At 59.5% G+C, this 15,675-nt stretch carries 14 protein-coding genes; 10 read left to right on the top strand and 4 right to left on the bottom strand.

The window, feature by feature from the left end; all coding sequences use genetic code 11:
• Window positions 1-60: 60 nt before the first annotated feature.
• On the bottom strand, window positions 61-507 hold the full coding sequence (aroQ, locus tag EI291_RS19475; protein WP_125423959.1) for a type II 3-dehydroquinate dehydratase: 447 nt from the start codon (window positions 505-507) through the stop codon (window positions 61-63).
• Between the two features lie 195 nt (window positions 508-702).
• Here aroQ and xerD point away from each other — a divergent pair, with 195 nt between their 5' ends.
• On the top strand, window positions 703-1,605 hold the full coding sequence (gene xerD, locus EI291_RS19470; RefSeq protein ID WP_125423958.1) for a site-specific tyrosine recombinase XerD: 903 nt from the start codon (window positions 703-705) through the stop codon (window positions 1,603-1,605).
• Between the two features lie 19 nt (window positions 1,606-1,624).
• Here xerD and EI291_RS19465 read toward each other — a convergent pair whose 3' ends face one another.
• Window positions 1,625-2,050, bottom strand: coding sequence for a hypothetical protein (locus EI291_RS19465; protein WP_125423957.1), 426 nt, complete (start codon window positions 2,048-2,050; stop codon window positions 1,625-1,627).
• Between the two features lie 115 nt (window positions 2,051-2,165).
• Here EI291_RS19465 and EI291_RS19460 point away from each other — a divergent pair, with 115 nt between their 5' ends.
• From EI291_RS19460 to EI291_RS19425, 8 genes are all read left to right on the top strand, one after another.
• Window positions 2,166-3,902 carry a DUF6044 family protein gene (locus EI291_RS19460; protein ID WP_125423956.1) on the top strand — a complete coding sequence of 579 codons (1,737 nt, stop codon included), beginning with the start codon at window positions 2,166-2,168 and terminating at the stop codon, window positions 3,900-3,902.
• Between the two features lie 154 nt (window positions 3,903-4,056).
• A complete protein-coding gene (locus tag EI291_RS19455; RefSeq protein WP_125423955.1) occupies window positions 4,057-7,017 on the top strand; it encodes an FtsK/SpoIIIE family DNA translocase in 2,961 nt (986 codons plus the stop codon).
• Between the two features lie 119 nt (window positions 7,018-7,136).
• Complete coding sequence (locus EI291_RS19450; protein ID WP_125423954.1) at window positions 7,137-7,781, top strand: LolA family protein; 645 nt, start codon at window positions 7,137-7,139, stop codon at window positions 7,779-7,781.
• 157 nt (window positions 7,782-7,938) lie between these two features.
• Window positions 7,939-9,216 (top strand): DUF2851 family protein, encoded by a 1,278-nt coding sequence (locus tag EI291_RS19445; RefSeq protein WP_125423953.1) that lies wholly within the window; start codon window positions 7,939-7,941, stop codon window positions 9,214-9,216.
• Between the two features lie 60 nt (window positions 9,217-9,276).
• On the top strand, window positions 9,277-10,548 hold the full coding sequence (locus EI291_RS19440) for a hypothetical protein (RefSeq protein ID WP_125423952.1): 1,272 nt from the start codon (window positions 9,277-9,279) through the stop codon (window positions 10,546-10,548).
• Between the two features lie 106 nt (window positions 10,549-10,654).
• Window positions 10,655-11,287 carry a NeuD/PglB/VioB family sugar acetyltransferase gene (locus tag EI291_RS19435; protein WP_125423951.1) on the top strand — a complete coding sequence of 211 codons (633 nt, stop codon included), beginning with the start codon at window positions 10,655-10,657 and terminating at the stop codon, window positions 11,285-11,287.
• An 80-nt stretch (window positions 11,288-11,367) separates the two neighbouring features.
• Complete coding sequence (gene trhO / locus EI291_RS19430) at window positions 11,368-12,330, top strand: oxygen-dependent tRNA uridine(34) hydroxylase TrhO (RefSeq protein WP_125423950.1); 963 nt, start codon at window positions 11,368-11,370, stop codon at window positions 12,328-12,330.
• A gap of 135 nt (window positions 12,331-12,465) precedes the next feature.
• Complete coding sequence (locus EI291_RS19425; protein WP_125423949.1) at window positions 12,466-13,338, top strand: nucleoside phosphorylase; 873 nt, start codon at window positions 12,466-12,468, stop codon at window positions 13,336-13,338.
• Window positions 13,339-13,501: 163 nt separating this feature from the next.
• Here EI291_RS19425 and EI291_RS19420 read toward each other — a convergent pair whose 3' ends face one another.
• A complete protein-coding gene (locus EI291_RS19420) occupies window positions 13,502-13,813 on the bottom strand; it encodes a hypothetical protein (protein ID WP_125423948.1) in 312 nt (103 codons plus the stop codon).
• 225 nt (window positions 13,814-14,038) lie between these two features.
• On the bottom strand, window positions 14,039-15,064 hold the full coding sequence (locus tag EI291_RS19415) for an acyl-CoA reductase (protein WP_125423947.1): 1,026 nt from the start codon (window positions 15,062-15,064) through the stop codon (window positions 14,039-14,041).
• 166 nt (window positions 15,065-15,230) lie between these two features.
• Between EI291_RS19415 and EI291_RS19410 the strand changes: the two genes are divergently transcribed.
• Window positions 15,231-15,581, top strand: a complete 351-nt coding sequence (locus tag EI291_RS19410) for a 4Fe-4S dicluster domain-containing protein (RefSeq protein ID WP_125424013.1) — start codon at window positions 15,231-15,233, stop codon at window positions 15,579-15,581.
• Window positions 15,582-15,675: the final 94 nt, after the last annotated feature.

Raw genomic sequence — 15,675 nt, 5'->3', positions numbered from 1 at the left:
GCCCAGGCTGAAGCAGGTGCTACCGATGCTGTTCAGGAAACTTTTGGAATAGCGTGCTGGTCACACCTTAAACCCAACCCGCTTGGGCCGCTGTCCATCGAAGTAGTGCAGGGCCAGCTTATAGCTCTCCAGCTTGAACCCACTGATGCTGCCGATGCAGTTGCGCCCGATGAGGCTGCGCTGCCGGAACTCCTCCCGGGCATGCAGATTGCTCAGATGCACCTCTACTACCGGCGTGCCAATGGCGGCAATGGCATCGGCCAGGGCCACGCTGGTGTGGGTGTAGCCGCCGGCATTGAGCACCACACCGTGGTAGCTGAAACCTACTTCGTGCAGCTTGTCAATTAACTCGCCCTCATGGTTGCTCTGAAAGTATTCCAGCTCAAAGTGCGGGAAGGCTTCGCGCAGCTCGGGCAAGTATTCATCGAAGGAGCGGGTGCCGTAAATGCCCGGCTCGCGCCGGCCCAGCAGGTTCAGGTTTGGGCCGTTCAGGAGGAGGATTTTCATCTTAGTGCTTAGGTGTTAGTGCCAGGTACCTGGAGAGTATAAGGCAGACAGAAGGCAGAGTTTGTAGCTTGCGGAAGCAACTGTTGCCGCAAGCTACGGCAGCACTGCAAGTAAAGCGAAGTTTTACACCCGCTTTGCCTTTGTCGATGCTCGAATGCCAGGCACTCGGCACTAACAACCAAGCACTATCCCAACATGTCTACCTGGTCCATCACCATCAAGCAGTTTGCCGGCTACCTGCAGCTGGAAAAGTCGCTGTCGGCCAACTCGGTGGAGGCCTACGTGCGCGACGTGGAGAAACTGCGCCAGTACCTGGAGCTGGAGAAGCTGCCGGCCTCGCCTCAACAGGTAACTACCCGTATTCTGCGCGACTTTCTGGCTTGGCTGGGTGGGTTGGGCATGGAGGCTACTTCGCAGGCCCGCACATTATCGGGCATCAAGGCCTTTTACCGCTACCTCATTATGGAGGATTTACTGGCCATCGACCCCACCGATACGCTGGATGCCCCCAAAACCGGCCGCAAGCTGCCGGATACCCTGAGCTACCCCGAAATTGAGCAGATTCTCAGCGGTATCGACCTGAGTACGCCGGAGGGAACCCGCAACCGGGCCATGCTGGAAGTGCTCTATAGCTCCGGCCTGCGCGTGAGTGAGCTGACGGGCCTGCGCCTCTCCAACCTGTACGCCGACCAGGGGTTTGTGCGCGTGACGGGCAAAGGCAATAAGGAGCGCCTTGTGCCCATCGGGCGCGACGCGCTGAAGCACCTGGGGTTGTATCTGCAGGGAATCCGGGCTCACCAGGATATTAAGCCGGGCCACGAGGACATGGTATTCCTGAACAAGCGGGGCTCCGCTATTTCCCGGGTATCGGTATTCACCATTATCAAAAGTGCCGCCGAGGCAGCCGGTATCCGCAAGAGTATCAGCCCGCATACCTTCCGGCACAGCTTTGCCACGCACCTCATCGAAGGCGGCGCCGACCTGCGGGCCGTGCAGGAAATGCTGGGCCATGAAAGCATAACCACCACCGAAATCTACACCCACCTCGACCGGGACTATCTGCGCCAGATAATTACGGAGTTTCACCCGCGCAGCTGAAGCAGCTCTGAGCAGCAGGTCAGAGCTGCTCCTGCGCCTGGCAGCTGCGTAGCCAGTCCAGAGCCTCACCGGCTTGGTCAAAAATCTGAATTTCAAACTGGTTGAACAGTTGGTGAACCGGAGTAGCCGTGAAGGATGTAGCAAAATTGTTGGCCCGGGTCACGTGCGCCACATAGCGCAAACCAGCTTTGGCCGCCGCCGGACCCCACTCGTGGGAAAGCCAGTATACGGAGTCGAACCAAGGTCCTTCAAGGCGACTGTTGTCGTTAAAGAGATAAAGGCAGTGATACTCCCGGAGTATTTCCAGGCTTGCCACAGCACCCCGCATGGCCAGGTCAGGTCCCACATGCCCATTCCATACTACTCGCAGCCACTGGGTGGAAGCATCGTAGGTAAGCTGGCAATACACGGATTCGTTGGGGTTGGTGAGTAGTATTTGTTTCATAGTAGTATTGCAATATAGGTTACTGCTCAGTTGAACGCAGAAATATCGCCGGGGATGTCGTGGAGTTATAGAACTGCTATTTTTGTCGGTCTGCGGCCTTTATTTACCCTGTTCTATGTCTGCTTCTGAGGCAGTTCGTTTCGTGCGTCTGCAGTCTTTGGGGCCGTTGGTGTGGGCCGTGCTGGTCCTGCTGGTGCTTAGCCTGGCATACGTTGCCCCGGCCGGCCATACCTACATTCTCATTGATGATAATCTGGATACCGAACTGGCCGTGCCCTACGTGCTGGTGCAGGAAGGCAAAGCGCTGGATTACCGCCCGCAAACTGTGGTGCCGCATCTGATGCACGGGTTGCCGCGCACCGCGCTGCGGCCGGGGCTGCAGCCGCTGGTGGGCCTTATGGCCCTGCTGCCGCCTTTGCCGGCCTATCTGCTGCACGAGCTGCTGGTGCGCTTGGTGGGGTTGTTGGGCATGTATCTGGTGTTGCGCCGGTTCGGGTTGCCGGGGGGCGGGCAGGCGGGCTTGTGCGCGGTGCTGGCCCTGGCCTGGGCCGTATTGCCCACCTATACGGCGTATGGCGTTTCGGTGCTGGGCCAGCCTTGGGTGGTGTGGGCCCTGCTGCAGCTCCGGGCCGGCCGGCGGCCGGTGGCCAGTTATCTGGTGCTGATGGGGTTTGCGCTGTGGTCGAGCCTGGTACTGGCTGGCCTCTTCGTACTGGCCGGGGCCGGTCTGGCTTTGGCTTACGATGCCTGGCGGACCCGGCGTATAGCCTGGCGGGCCGTGCTGGGACTGGTAGTGTTGGCCCTGGGCTACCTGGTGGTAGAGTATCCGCTGGTGGTTTCGGTGCTGATCAGTCGGCAGTTTGTCCCGCACCGGCTGGAGTTTGATTACGCCCGGCTGACTCCGGGTGGGGTAGGAGCGGGGCTGATTGCATCGGTGCGGTACTTTTTGCTGGGCCAGTACCACGCCAGTGCTTTCGCGCGCTTGGCTCCGCTACTGGCCGCTGGCTCCGCTGTCACGCTGCTGCCGGACAGCCCCATCCGGAAGCGGCTGCGCCGGCAGCTGGCGGCTGCCATGATTTTGTTGATGCTATTGGCTGTATTCTGCGGCTTCTACCCGACGCTCATTGGGGCAGTGCAGCGGATGGTGCCCGCGCTTGGTGCCTTCAACTTTACCCGTTTTCATTTCCTGACGCCTCTGGCTTGGTTTGGGGTGCTGGTACTGGCGCTGCGCCACCTGCCCGCCAGCCGCGCCGTGTGGGCGCTGGCCGTGTTACAGCTGGCGGTGGGCCTGGGCATGAACTCCGAGTGGACGCTAAATGTGCGTCGGCAATTGGGCCATCTGCCAGCCACCGAGCCCACCTATGCCGCCTTTGTGGCCCCGGCGCTGTTCCACCAGATTCAGACCGATATTCAGCAGCAAACCGGCCAGTTACCGGCTGCCTACCGAGTGGCCTGCCTGGGAATGCCGCCAGCCGTGGCTTCGCTCAACAACTTCTACACCCTGGATGCCTATCAGAACAACTACCCGTTGGCCTATAAGCACCAATTCCGGCAGCTGACAGCGGGCGAGCTGGCCAAAGACGCGGCGCTGCGCACCTACTTCGATGCCTGGGGCAACCGGTGCTACCTGTTTTCGGCGGAGCTGGGCAAGAACTTCCGGGTGGGTGCGTTACCGGAGCATGTGGTACAACATTGGACCTTCAACGCTGCCGCTTTTCGCCAGTTGGGAGGGCAGTACGTGCTGTCGGCGGCCCGGCTGGCCCGGCCGGAGCAAAGTGAACTGCGGCTGTTTGGGCACTACACCGGTACCGGGGCCTACTGGCAGGTATGGGTGTATGTGGTGAAACGGTAAAGGACCGGATTGCTGCGCGGGGTAGCACGGAAGGTAACCAGCGTAGCCTTTCCTCCGCGGTAGCGGTTCCGCAATCCACTTGCGCAACAATCCGGCCGCTCCGCAATCCACCCATTGTATTTATGCCTAGATTTGGTCTTTGGCGAGTATTCTGATGGCTAAAAATACCTACAAGCAACAACCTGACGCGGCCCCCGGCCGTTCCAACGAGCCCCGCGCCGCAGCCGAGCCCAAAACCGCACGCAACCAACCGCGTCCGGCAGCCGAGCCTGCCCGGGAAAGTCGTCGGAACGAGCCCCGGAACACCGCTCCCAAACCCCCGCGTAAGCCCCTCAAGCTACCCGCCGTAAAGCTGGGCGGCCTGTTCGACTTCCTGCGTGACCGGCGCTTTCAGCTGTTCCTGGGGTTCTTTTTTCTGATTGGCTCCATTTACCTGACCATTGCCTTCATTTCCTTTCTGTTCACGGGCCATGCCGACCAGAGCGTGACGGAAAGTGTGAGCAGCACCCCCGTGCGGGAGGCCGGTCAGGAAACCAGCAACTGGCTTGGGCTCATTGGGGCTCTCACAGCTCAGTTCCTGATTCAGAACGGATTTGGGGTAGCGGCGTTTGCGGCCATACCCATCGTATTTTTCCTGGGCTACAAAATTGTGTTCCGGCGGGCGGGCGTGTCATTCACGTATGTGCTGGCCCTGTGCCTATTTACGATGGTGTGGCTGAGCGTACTGCTGGGCTACGTGGTACTCAGCATCCAGAGCCCCGAAGTGGACCCCACTCTGGCCCATGGTCTGGACTTTCTGTGTGGCCGCATCGGCTACGAAACGGCCTTTTTCCTGGATAGCCTCATCGGCTGGGGCACGGTGCTGCTGCTGGCGTTTGTGCTGATTTCCTTTGTGGTCTTCTTCTTCAACGTCACCAGTCTCAACTTGAACCTGCGCCGTAGCGCCGGCGACGAGGAAGAAGAAAGCGCGGAATTCAATGCTCCGGCCTTCGCCACCAATTATCCCGCTTCCAATGCCGCTCCCTGGGTTGATGAGAATGAAGAGGAAGAGCCGGCCCTGGGTATTACCCTCAAAAAAGTAGGCCCGCTGGCCGCGTCACCCCAGCCTGCAGTAGCAGAGGAGGAAACCGTTAATGTGGTGCCACAGCGCACCGGCCCGGTTGCATCTCCTGCCTTCAGCGTTGCTGCCGCGGCAGCTGCGCCGGTAGCGGCGGCGGCTTCGGCCACGGTGGCTGCCGGAGGTCTGGCCGCCTCGGCACTGCCCCTGGGCGTTACCGCTGCGGCGGAGGCTGCAGCGGCAGCTCCGGTGGCCAGCGGACCCAGCTTCTCGTTTGAAGTGCCTGCCGCCGAGCCGGTATCAGTACCGGCGCCGGCTCTGCCGACGGTGCCCACGCCATTGTCCTTGGCCGATTTAGCGGATGATGATGCCCCGCTACCCATGCCGTCTGCTCCCGTAGCGCCGGTGTCGGCCGTGGTGAGCGGCCTGTCGTTTGAAGTGGAGGATGCTACCACCGGCCCGGCCGAGCTGGACCCTTCCGCTGGCGCTGATATGGCCGTAATTGCCGAAGAAGATGAGGCCGAGGAGGCTATGCCCACCGGCGAATACGACCCCACCCTCGACCTGCCCCGCTACCAGTATCCCACCCTCGAGCTGCTCAACGACTACGGCGTAGCCAAGGCGCAGGTAAGCAAGGAAGAGCTGGAAGCCAATAAGGACCGCATTGTCGAGACGCTGGGCCACTACGGCATCAATATAGCCAGCATCAAGGCCACCATCGGCCCCACCGTTACGCTCTACGAAATCGTGCCCGACGCCGGGGTGCGCATCAGCAAAATCAAGAGCCTGGAAGACGATATTGCCCTGAGCCTGGCGGCTTTGGGTATCCGCATCATTGCCCCCATTCCGGGCAAGGGCACCATCGGTATTGAGGTGCCGAATACCAAAAAGGAGATGGTGAGCATACGCTCGGTGTTCAACACCGATAAGTTCATCAGCACCGAAATGGATCTGCCCATTGCCTTCGGGCGCACCATCACCAACGAGGTGTTTGTGGTGGACCTGGCCAAAATGCCGCACTTGCTGATGGCCGGGGCCACGGGCCAGGGTAAATCGGTGGGCCTGAACGTGATTCTGGCCTCGCTGCTCTACAAGCGCCACCCCTCGCAGCTCAAGTTTGTGCTCGTCGACCCCAAGAAGGTGGAACTGAGCATCTTCAACAAGATTGAGCGCCACTTCCTGGCCAAGCTGCCCGAGTCGGAGGAGCCCATCATCACCGACACCAAAAAGGTGGTGAACACGCTCAACTCTCTGTGCATGGAGATGGACCGGCGCTACGACCTGCTGAAGGACGCCGGCTGCCGCAACCTGAAGGAGTACAACCGCAAATTTGTGGAGCGCCGCCTCAACCCCAAGAAGGGGCACCGCTACATGCCCTTCATTGTGCTGGTAATTGATGAGCTGGCCGACCTGATGATGACTGCCGGCAAGGAGGTGGAAACGCCCATTGCCCGCCTGGCCCAGCTGGCCCGCGCCATCGGCATTCACCTGATTGTGGCCACCCAGCGCCCCTCGGTGAACGTTATTACGGGTATCATCAAGGCCAACTTCCCCTGCCGGATTTCCTTCAAGGTGACCAGCAAAATCGACTCCCGCACCATCCTGGATGCCGGCGGGGCCGACCAGCTCATCGGCCAGGGTGACATGCTGATTTCCCAGGGCTCGGATATCATCCGGGTGCAGTGCGCCTTCATCGATACGCCCGAGGTGGACCGCCTCTGCGACTTCGTGGGCGAGCAGCAGGGCTACCCCAACGCCTACGAGCTGCCCGAAGTACCTGGGGAAAGCGGCAGCGGCAACGGCGACGCCGACGAGTTTGACATGAGCGACCGGGACTCCATGTTTGAGGAGGCCGCCCGCGTAATTGTGCTGCATCAGCAGGGCAGTACCTCCCTCATTCAGCGTAAGCTCAAGCTGGGCTACAACCGCGCCGGCCGCCTGATCGACCAGCTGGAGCACGCCGGTATTGTGGGCCCGTTTGAGGGCAGCAAAGCCCGCGAAGTATTAATTCCCGACGAATACAGTTTGGAACAGTTGTTGAACAGCCTACAGAAATAGGAGTGAGGATGCCTCTGGAAAAGACGCGAAAATCAACGGTACCGGAAATCTGTTGTAAACAAAGTGCCGTTTCTTCCGTCTCTGTACTCACTACTCCCAATTCACCACCAACCATTGCAATGAAAAAGTATCTCGCCCTGCTCGCCTTATCCGTGTCGCTGACTTCTGTAGCCACGGCCCAGCAGGACCCTAAGGCCGGTAAAATTCTGGACCAGATGAGCGCCAAATATCAGGCGATGAAGGCTTTCAAGGCTACTTTCACCCAGACGCTGGAAAACGATGCGGCCAAGGTGAAAGAGAATCTGAGCGGCGACATTACCGTGAGCGGCCAGAAGTTTCGGCTGAAGATGAGCGGCCAGGAGGTCATCAACAACGGCCAGACGATGTGGACGTACATGAAGGCCGAAAACGAGGTCAATATCTCGGACTACGAGCCTGAGGATCAGGAAATTTCTCCCTCCCAGATTTATACGCTGTACAAAAAAGGCTACAAGTATGCCTACGTGCAGGAGGCTAAGGAAGGCGGCGAAGTAGTGGACGTAATTGAACTCTCGCCCGAGGACCGCAACAACCCCGTGTACAAAGTGCGCCTGAAAGTAGGCCGCGTGGATAAAGCGGTGAAAAGCTGGCAGATGTTCAAAAAGAACGGCAACCGCTACACCTACCGCATCAGCAAGTTCCAGCCCAACGTACCCATTGATGCTACCACCTTCAACTTCGATAAAAGCAAGTACAAAGGCGTAAAGGTGATTGACCTTCGTTAAGCCTCTGCGCTGCCATGTTGACCGGCCTGCTTCTGCTACTACAGCAGGGGCGGGCCGGTTTGGTTTATAGCCGAACTAATAGCTTATTGCTTCTCACTCAGCGGCTCAAATTCAATAAGCTCACTGAGTAGCATCTCTATAGCTACAAGTATCTGGTATGAAGGAAGATTTTTTGCACTACGTATGGCAGCAGCAGTATTTCGATAAAACAGACTTGCTGACCGAGGATGGGCAGCCCGTTACCGTGCTGCGCCCCGGCCACCGCAACCCCGATGCCGGTCCCGATTTCCTGAATGCCCGGTTGCAGCTGGGAGAGGTAGAGTGGAACGGAGCCGTGGAAATTCACCTGCGCGCCTCCGACTGGCACCGCCACCAGCACCAGCAGGATGCCAAGTATGACCAGGTAATTCTGCATGTGGTGTACTCCGCCGATGTGCCGGTGCAGCGCACCAACGGCTCCGATATTCCGACGCTGGCGCTGGCGACCCGGCTGGCGCCCGGCCTGCTGGCAGCGTACGAGCAGCTCAGCAACCAGCCCACCGAGGCCCCGCTGCCCTGTGCGCCATTATTGAACCAGGTGCCGGAGCTGACGCGCACCATGATGCTGGGCCGCACGCTGCTGGAACGGGTGGAGCAGAAAACCGACCGGATTGCGGAGCTGCATGCCGGGTTGGCGCAGGATTGGGAGGCCACAGCCTGGTATGTGCTGGCCGAAGCCTTCGGGTTTAAGAAGAATGCCGACCCCATGAGCCGGCTGGCCCGTGCGCTTCCCCTAAGCCTGATTCGTCGGCACCGGCACGATGCTCTCCAGCTGGCCGCGCTGGTATTTGGGCAGGCGGGCTTCTTGCAGGATGCTTCTACCGACGAGTATGTGGAACAGCTGCGCACAGAATACGCGTTTCTGCAGCACAAGTACAACCTGCACGGTTCTGCCTTGGCCGGCCACGAGTGGAACTTCCTGCGGCTGCGGCCGGCTAACTTCCCGACCGTGCGCCTCGTGCAGCTAATGGCGCTGCTGCATGCCCGGCCCACGCTGTTCGATGCGCTGCTGACGGCCTCTGATGTGCGGGCCCTGGAGCAGTTCTTCACGGCCCCGCTGCCCGCGTATTGGCAAACTCACACCCGGCCGGGCAAGCCCGGCAAAGGCGCAATGTTGGGTCGGGCTAGCATACATCTGCTGATTACCAACGTAGTATTGCCGCTGCGGGTGGCGTACGCGCGCTCCGTGGGCAACCCAGAACAGGTAGAAGCCGCCGTGGCACTACTGGACCAGTTGCCGCCCGAGCACAACCACCTGACGGATCCGTACGAAGCCGCTGGCTTCCGCAATCAAACCGCCGCCGACTCGCAGGGGCTGCTGGCGCTGCAGCGGGGCTACTGCGCGCCGCGCCGCTGCGTGGCCTGTGGTATTGGGGCCCGGCTGTTGCGCCAGTAGCCGCATGTGGGGATACGCGCCCGCCCCGCTACCTTTGGGCGTGGCTTACCTGATCTGCCGTTGATACTGAACCTGCTTCTTGCGCTTTGCCTGAATGCCGGGCTGCTGTGGCTGTTTTGGCAATGGCTGCCCCGCGTGAGGCCGTTGCCGGTAGTGGGCCGGTGGGTGTTGCCCACACTGGCCCTCAAGCTGCTGGCTACCATTCTTTCGGTGTGGCTGATAAGCGAAGATGCCCGGTATTTTATGCTGTGGTCGGGCCGAATGACCGACCAGCTGCGGCACGCACCCCATCAATGGCTGATGATGCTGTTGCAGGATGAGTTTCACTGGGGGCAGTGGAAACTGGTCTTCCATGGGCTGTCCAATACCTTCTTCCTGATAAAGCTGTTGTCGGTACTGAACCTGGCCAGCGGGGGTAATGCGCTGCTCAATGGCTGTTATCTTTCGCTATTTAGCTTTGTAGGTGGGTGGGAACTGGTGCGGCAGCTGCAGCGGTACTGGCCCGCCGCCACCCCTGGGGCCGGAGTCGTAGCCTTCCTGATCTGGCCCACAGTAGTTTACTGGACCTCCGGGCTGACTAAGGAGAGTCTGTTGGTAGGTAGTGGGGCGTTGGTGCTGGCCCTGGTGATACACCTCGGCTACAGCGGCCGGCAGCGGCACGCGTGGGCCATACCGGCACTGGTGGCCGTGGGCTTGCTGCATTTCAAAATGCGGTATTTTTTCGCTGTTGTGCTGTTTGGTACGCTGGTTGGCCTGGCGGGCGTGCTGGTCCTGCACCGCCTGGGTGCCGCTCGTTCTCGCATAGGACAGACGATTGTACTGGTTGGCATTCTGCTCAGCGGAGCCTGGGCGGCCAGCGAAGTAAGTCCGGTATTTCGAGCCAATAAGTTCACTTCGCAGCTACAACGTAACTATTCCGACTTGCTGAAATCCTCCCGTACGCGCCCCCACCTGGAGTATCCGGATTTGCGGCCCACCACTGAAAGCGTCATGCAGCACACGCCCGTGGCGGTATTCAATACTCTCTCGAGGCCGTGGCCATGGGAGGGCGGCACGGTGCTGTATGTTGTGGCGGGCCTGGAGAATCTGGCGCTGCTGGTGCTGGTGGTAGTAGCAGGTTGGGCTGGGGCATGGGGCAAAGCCGGGCAATTACCATTCGGGCTGGTGCTGGCCCTGTTGCTTTACTGCGTCATTCTGGCGGCATTGCTGGGTCTTACTACGCCCAATTTGGGCACGCTTAACCGGTATCGGGTTACTTTTTTGCCATTTCTGCTGTTGTTAGCCCTGCAAAACGATTACGCCGCCCGCCTGCTTCGGCGGCTCCGGCTATAGGCTGCACTCCGGTTGAGAAAGATCATCCTGAAACTAACAGGCTACCCGTATCTTTGCAGCCGTTTACGAACACTCACCGGCCGCGCTGCGGCCGTTTTTTCTACCAATGGAAAATCCCGTAATCATCCTGGGCGCGCAGGCAGTTGGCACTGCTGCTCTTGATGCCTTTCAGAGCAATGATGTAGTTGTGTACTGCCTGCTCGATGATAAAGCCGAGCTGCAAAACACCGAGCTCAACGATGTGCCCGTGATGGGTAACACCGATGATAAGGAGCTGCTGAAGCTGCTGGGCAAGAAGTGCGAGGTATTCGTGGCTACCGAAGACACGGCCAGCCGCCGCAGCCTCACCAACATGTTGCGCGAGGAGTACACCGTAGCTCCCGTCAACGCCATTCACCAGCGCGCCAGCGTATCGCCGCACGCTTGGCTGGGCCATGGCAACCTCATCGGGGCCAACGCCGTGGTGGCCGGTACTGCCAAGCTCGGCGACGGCTGCATCCTGGGGGCCAATACCGTGGTGGATGTGAAGGCTGAGGTGGGCGACTACGCCCAGCTGGGTGCCGGCGCTATTCTCAACGCCGAGGTGCAGGTAGGGGAGCTGGCCTTCATCGGGGCGGGAGCCGTAGTGGTAGCCGGTGTGAAAATCGGGGCCAAAGCCCGCGTGGGCGCTGGCTCAGTGGTAGTAGCCGACGTACCTGCCGGCCAAACCGTGTTCGGCAACCCCGCTCAGAAAGTTTAGAGCCAAGAACTTAGACCTGAGAACCAGACTCCTTTACAGATGTCTCAGTTCTCAATTCTAATAGCTTACTTCTATAAAAAATGGACTACCTCGTTCTACTGTACTACTGCTACACGCCCATCGAGAATCCGGAGCAGTTCCGGGAGGAGCACCACCGGCTGTGCCTGGGGCTGAACCTGCTGGGCCGCATTATTGTGGCCGCCGAAGGCCTGAACGGTACCGTATCGGGCCGCCGTGCCGACTGTGAGGAATACATGCGCCTGATTAAGGCCGACCCGCGCTTTGCGGCGCTGGAATTCAAGGTAGAAGAGGCCCCGGCGCATACCTTCCAGAAGCTGCACGTGCGCGTGAAGTCGGAAATCGTGCACGTGGGACTGCCCCATATCAAGCCCTACGAGCGGACCGGGATTCACCTAGAGCCCCAGGAGTTCCGGGCCATGAAGGACCAGGACGACGTGGTGGTGCTGGACGTACGCTCCGACTACGAGCACAGCCTGGGCCGCTTCAAAAACGCCGTGACGCTGGATATTGAAAACTTCCGCGAGTTCCCCGAGAAGGTGCAGGAGCTGGAGCAGTACCGGGGCAAGAAAATTCTGACCTACTGCACCGGCGGCATCAAGTGCGAGAAGGCCTCGGCTTTCCTGCTGGAACAGGGTTTCGAGGATGTGTACCAGCTGCACGGTGGCATTATCAAATATGGGCTGGAAGCCGGCGGTGAGGATTTCGATGGTAAATGCTACGTGTTTGATGGCCGGGTGGCGGTAGATGTGAACAGCGTCAACCCAACCATCATCAGCCAGTGCCACCACTGCCACACGCCCTCCGACCGGATGGTGAACTGTGCCAACCCGCACTGCAACGCCCACGTACCGCTGTGCGAGGCCTGCGCCGAGCAGCTGGACGGCGCCTGCTCCGCCACCTGCCAGCAGCACCCCGATAAGCGTCCCTACGACGGCACCGGCACCTACCCCAAGCTGAGCAACCACTACAACCCCGAGCAGGGTCTGCTCTCGTACCGCGCCCCGTCAGGAATTAAAAATTAAAAATGAAGAATTAAAAATGGCCACTGTTGAAACGCATAAGCAACTTAGGTGCGCTTGCTTTTCGGATTGCCCATTTATTAATGTCTGTCACGTTTAATTTTTAATTCATAATTTTTAATTCATAATTCCCCACCCATGCCCATCGCCGAATCGGAACTGATCCTGAACAAGGACGGCAGCATCTACCACCTGAACCTCCTGCCCGACCACCTTTCCGAAACCATCATCACGGTGGGCGACCCGGAGCGGGTGCCGTCCGTTAGCCAGCACTTCGACTCCATCGAAACCAAAATCCACAAGCGCGAATTCGTGACGCACGTGGGCTACTACAAGGGCAAGCGCATCACCGTTATCAGCACCGGCATGGGTACCGATAACATTGATATTCTGATGAATGAGCTGGATGCGCTGGTAAACGTGGATTTGGTAACGCGCGAGCCGCGCCCCTTGGAAGAGCGCATCAGCCTGCGTATTGTGCGGGTGGGCACCAGCGGCTCCCTGCAGGCCGATATTCCGGTAGGCTCCATGCTGGCCTCGGAGCACGCCGTGGGTCTGGATTCGCTGATGCAGTTTTACCCGCTGGTAGAAACCGGCCTAGAAGTAGAAGTGGCCACCGGCATCCAGCAAGCCTTGCAGCTGCCCTACCGCCCATACTGCGTGCGGGGTTCCGATTTGCTGCGTGAGCAGCTGGGCTTCGATATGGTGAAGGGTAATACGCTCACCTGCCCCGGTTTCTACGGCCCCCAGGGCCGGGTGCTTCGCCTAGATCTGCGCCTGCCCACCCTGATTCAGGAGTTCCAGCAATTCCGCCACCAGAGTGCCGAAGGCGAGTTCCGTCTCACCAACTTCGAGATGGAAACGGCCGGCTACTACGCCTTGGGCCGCATGCTGGGCCACGAGGTGCTGTCGTTGAACGCCATTGTGGCCAACCGCGCCACCGGCGAGTTTGCGGCCAACTCCGATCAGGTAGTAAACGACCTGATCCAGAAAACCCTGGACCGCCTCTAAGACCACGGATTCTCCACGGATTTTGTGGACGATTTATTTCCAGTAAAAGAAAAAGGCTTGCTAACCAGCAAGCCTTTTTCTTTATGTATGGGTAAAGTAGTAACCAGCGTATTGGCCCTACTGGGCGGGTTAATCAGCTACAAAATCCGTGGACTTGGTGGTCTTAATAGAAGTCGAAGCTGAGCACGGCCCGCAGGGGTAGGGCAATGCCGGATTTCAGCGTCAGGTATTCTTCGTGCATGGCCCAGATGGTGGTGTACACGCGTTTTACAGCCCCATCGGCCGTCTGGAAGTAGATGTCGAGCTTGCCGTGGTAGGCGTTACCCAGCGTGGCAGCCCGTTCCGCGTCGTGGCGGCGGCGTTTGATGGCGGCGGGGTCGGTCAGCACATCCTCGTTCGAGAAGCGAAGAGTCGAAATGCTTTCCTTCTCGATGGTTTCAATGGCAGCGTCGGTCGGCTTGAGTTCAGGTATCATCGTCAGAGCAGAATAATAGCGGTGAGTGGAGAAATTCCGTCACAGCGTACGGCAAGCCAAATGGAGAACAGATGAACATTGCTGCCGGCTTGCCGCCGCAGAAATGTGCACGAAACTGAACGAGTGTACGCAACAATTCCATCTAAGGTACACCTACAATCGTGCCTGAAATGTGGCTCTGCTGCGTTGCCTACGCGGCAATTCCTGCACCATCAGGAAGTTACGCTATAGAAGCTGCGCCAGAAAATTCATGGTGTCCACGCCGTCGGCGTAGTCGGACACGGCGGGCTGCTGGGCGCGGCCGAAGGGGAAGCTGCCCGGATAAAGCCCGCTCGCCGAAACCAAGCACTGCGTCTGAGCCGCCACGTCGGTGAGCTGGTCGAGCAGGTCCACCTCGCTGGTGTAGGTGGCGTAGTGCAGCACCGAAATGGGGGAAACGAGCTGGGCGCTTTCGGTGAGCAGCAGGAAACCCGAATCGAGGTGGGGCACCCGGTTCACCAGCAGAATGCTCTTATTGTAGTCGTAGTTGTTCTGGTAGCGGTTGTGCTCCAGCACATGGTGCCAGGGCTGCAGGGCATCAAGCAGGGGCGTGAAATCGTAGCCGACGGGGGCGTAGAGCTTGCTCACGTTGCGGCAGCCTAGGCCGTAGTAGCGGAAAATATCTTCGCCCAGCAGCCCCAGGTCGTGGTCCGACTCCCGGCCCGTAAGCACGGCCAGGCTGGTGCGGTTGCGGCGGATGATGTGCGGCTTTTTGCCAAAGTAATACTCGAAGTAGCGGGCCGTATTGTCGGAGCCGGTGGCAATAAACGCATCGGCCGCGTTCAGGCGCTCCACCAACTGAATCCGGTCGGCGAAGCGGGGCTCCAAGCGCGTGAGTTCATTCAGCACCCAGCGCATCAGCAGCGTGTCGTCTTTGCTGAGCTTGGCCAGCAGCACGTGGCCCGCGAGCAGCACGCACAGCGCATCGTGGAAGCCTACCAGCGGAATATTGCCGGCCATCACTACCCCAATCAGGCGCGGGGTGGTGGGTTCCGCGGGGTAGCGGGCGGCCCAGGTGCTTAGGGTGGGCTCGGCTAGCAGGTGGGCAATGCCGCGCAGGGCCGCCAGCACGTTGGGCCGATCGAACCACGGGTTCTGGTTGCGGGCGCGGGCGGCCAGCTCGGTCAGCTCCTCGGAATGGTCATCGGAAACCAGGGCCGAGAGGCGCTGGCCCAGGGCTACAAAAGCGGCAAGGCGGTCGGCGTGAAGCATAAAAGCAGGGGGGATAAAAGCCGGAAGGCAGAAAAACAAAATCAGCGGCGCGAAATTACTGAACTGTGTACGGCTAATCCCTAATTTTGCCCGGCCGCATCCTGCTCCCGGCGGCTTGCGTACTCTCTCTGATTCGATTTTCTACTTTTTAACGACGACCGAGGCTATGGCCATCATGATAACCGACGAGTGCATCAACTGTGGTGCCTGCGAACCGGAATGCCCCAACACTGCCATTTACGAAGGCGGCGCCGCTTGGCGCTGGGCCGATGGCACCAGCCTGAAGGAAGTGCAGCAGGACGGCGGCAAGGTGGTATCGGGCGTGGCCCCGCAAACCCCCATTTCCGACGAGTATTACTACATCGTGTCGGATAAGTGCACCGAGTGCGTGGGCTTCCACGAGGAGCCCCAGTGCGCCGCCGTGTGCCCCGTAGACTGCTGCGTGGACGACCCGGACTACCGCGAATCCCAGGATAAGCTGCTGAGCAAAAAGCAGTGGCTGCACCAGGAAGCCTAAATCACGGATTTAGACGGATTGATCGGATTGCACGGATTTTTTGATTCGTGTGCTTCCACAAAAAAAGCCTCCCATTGGGGAGGCTTTTTTTGTG

The sequence above is a fragment of the Hymenobacter rigui genome, from assembly GCF_003944715.1.
GTDB lineage: Bacteria > Bacteroidota > Bacteroidia > Cytophagales > Hymenobacteraceae > Hymenobacter > Hymenobacter rigui.
This window is presented reverse-complemented; position numbering and strand designations above follow the sequence as displayed.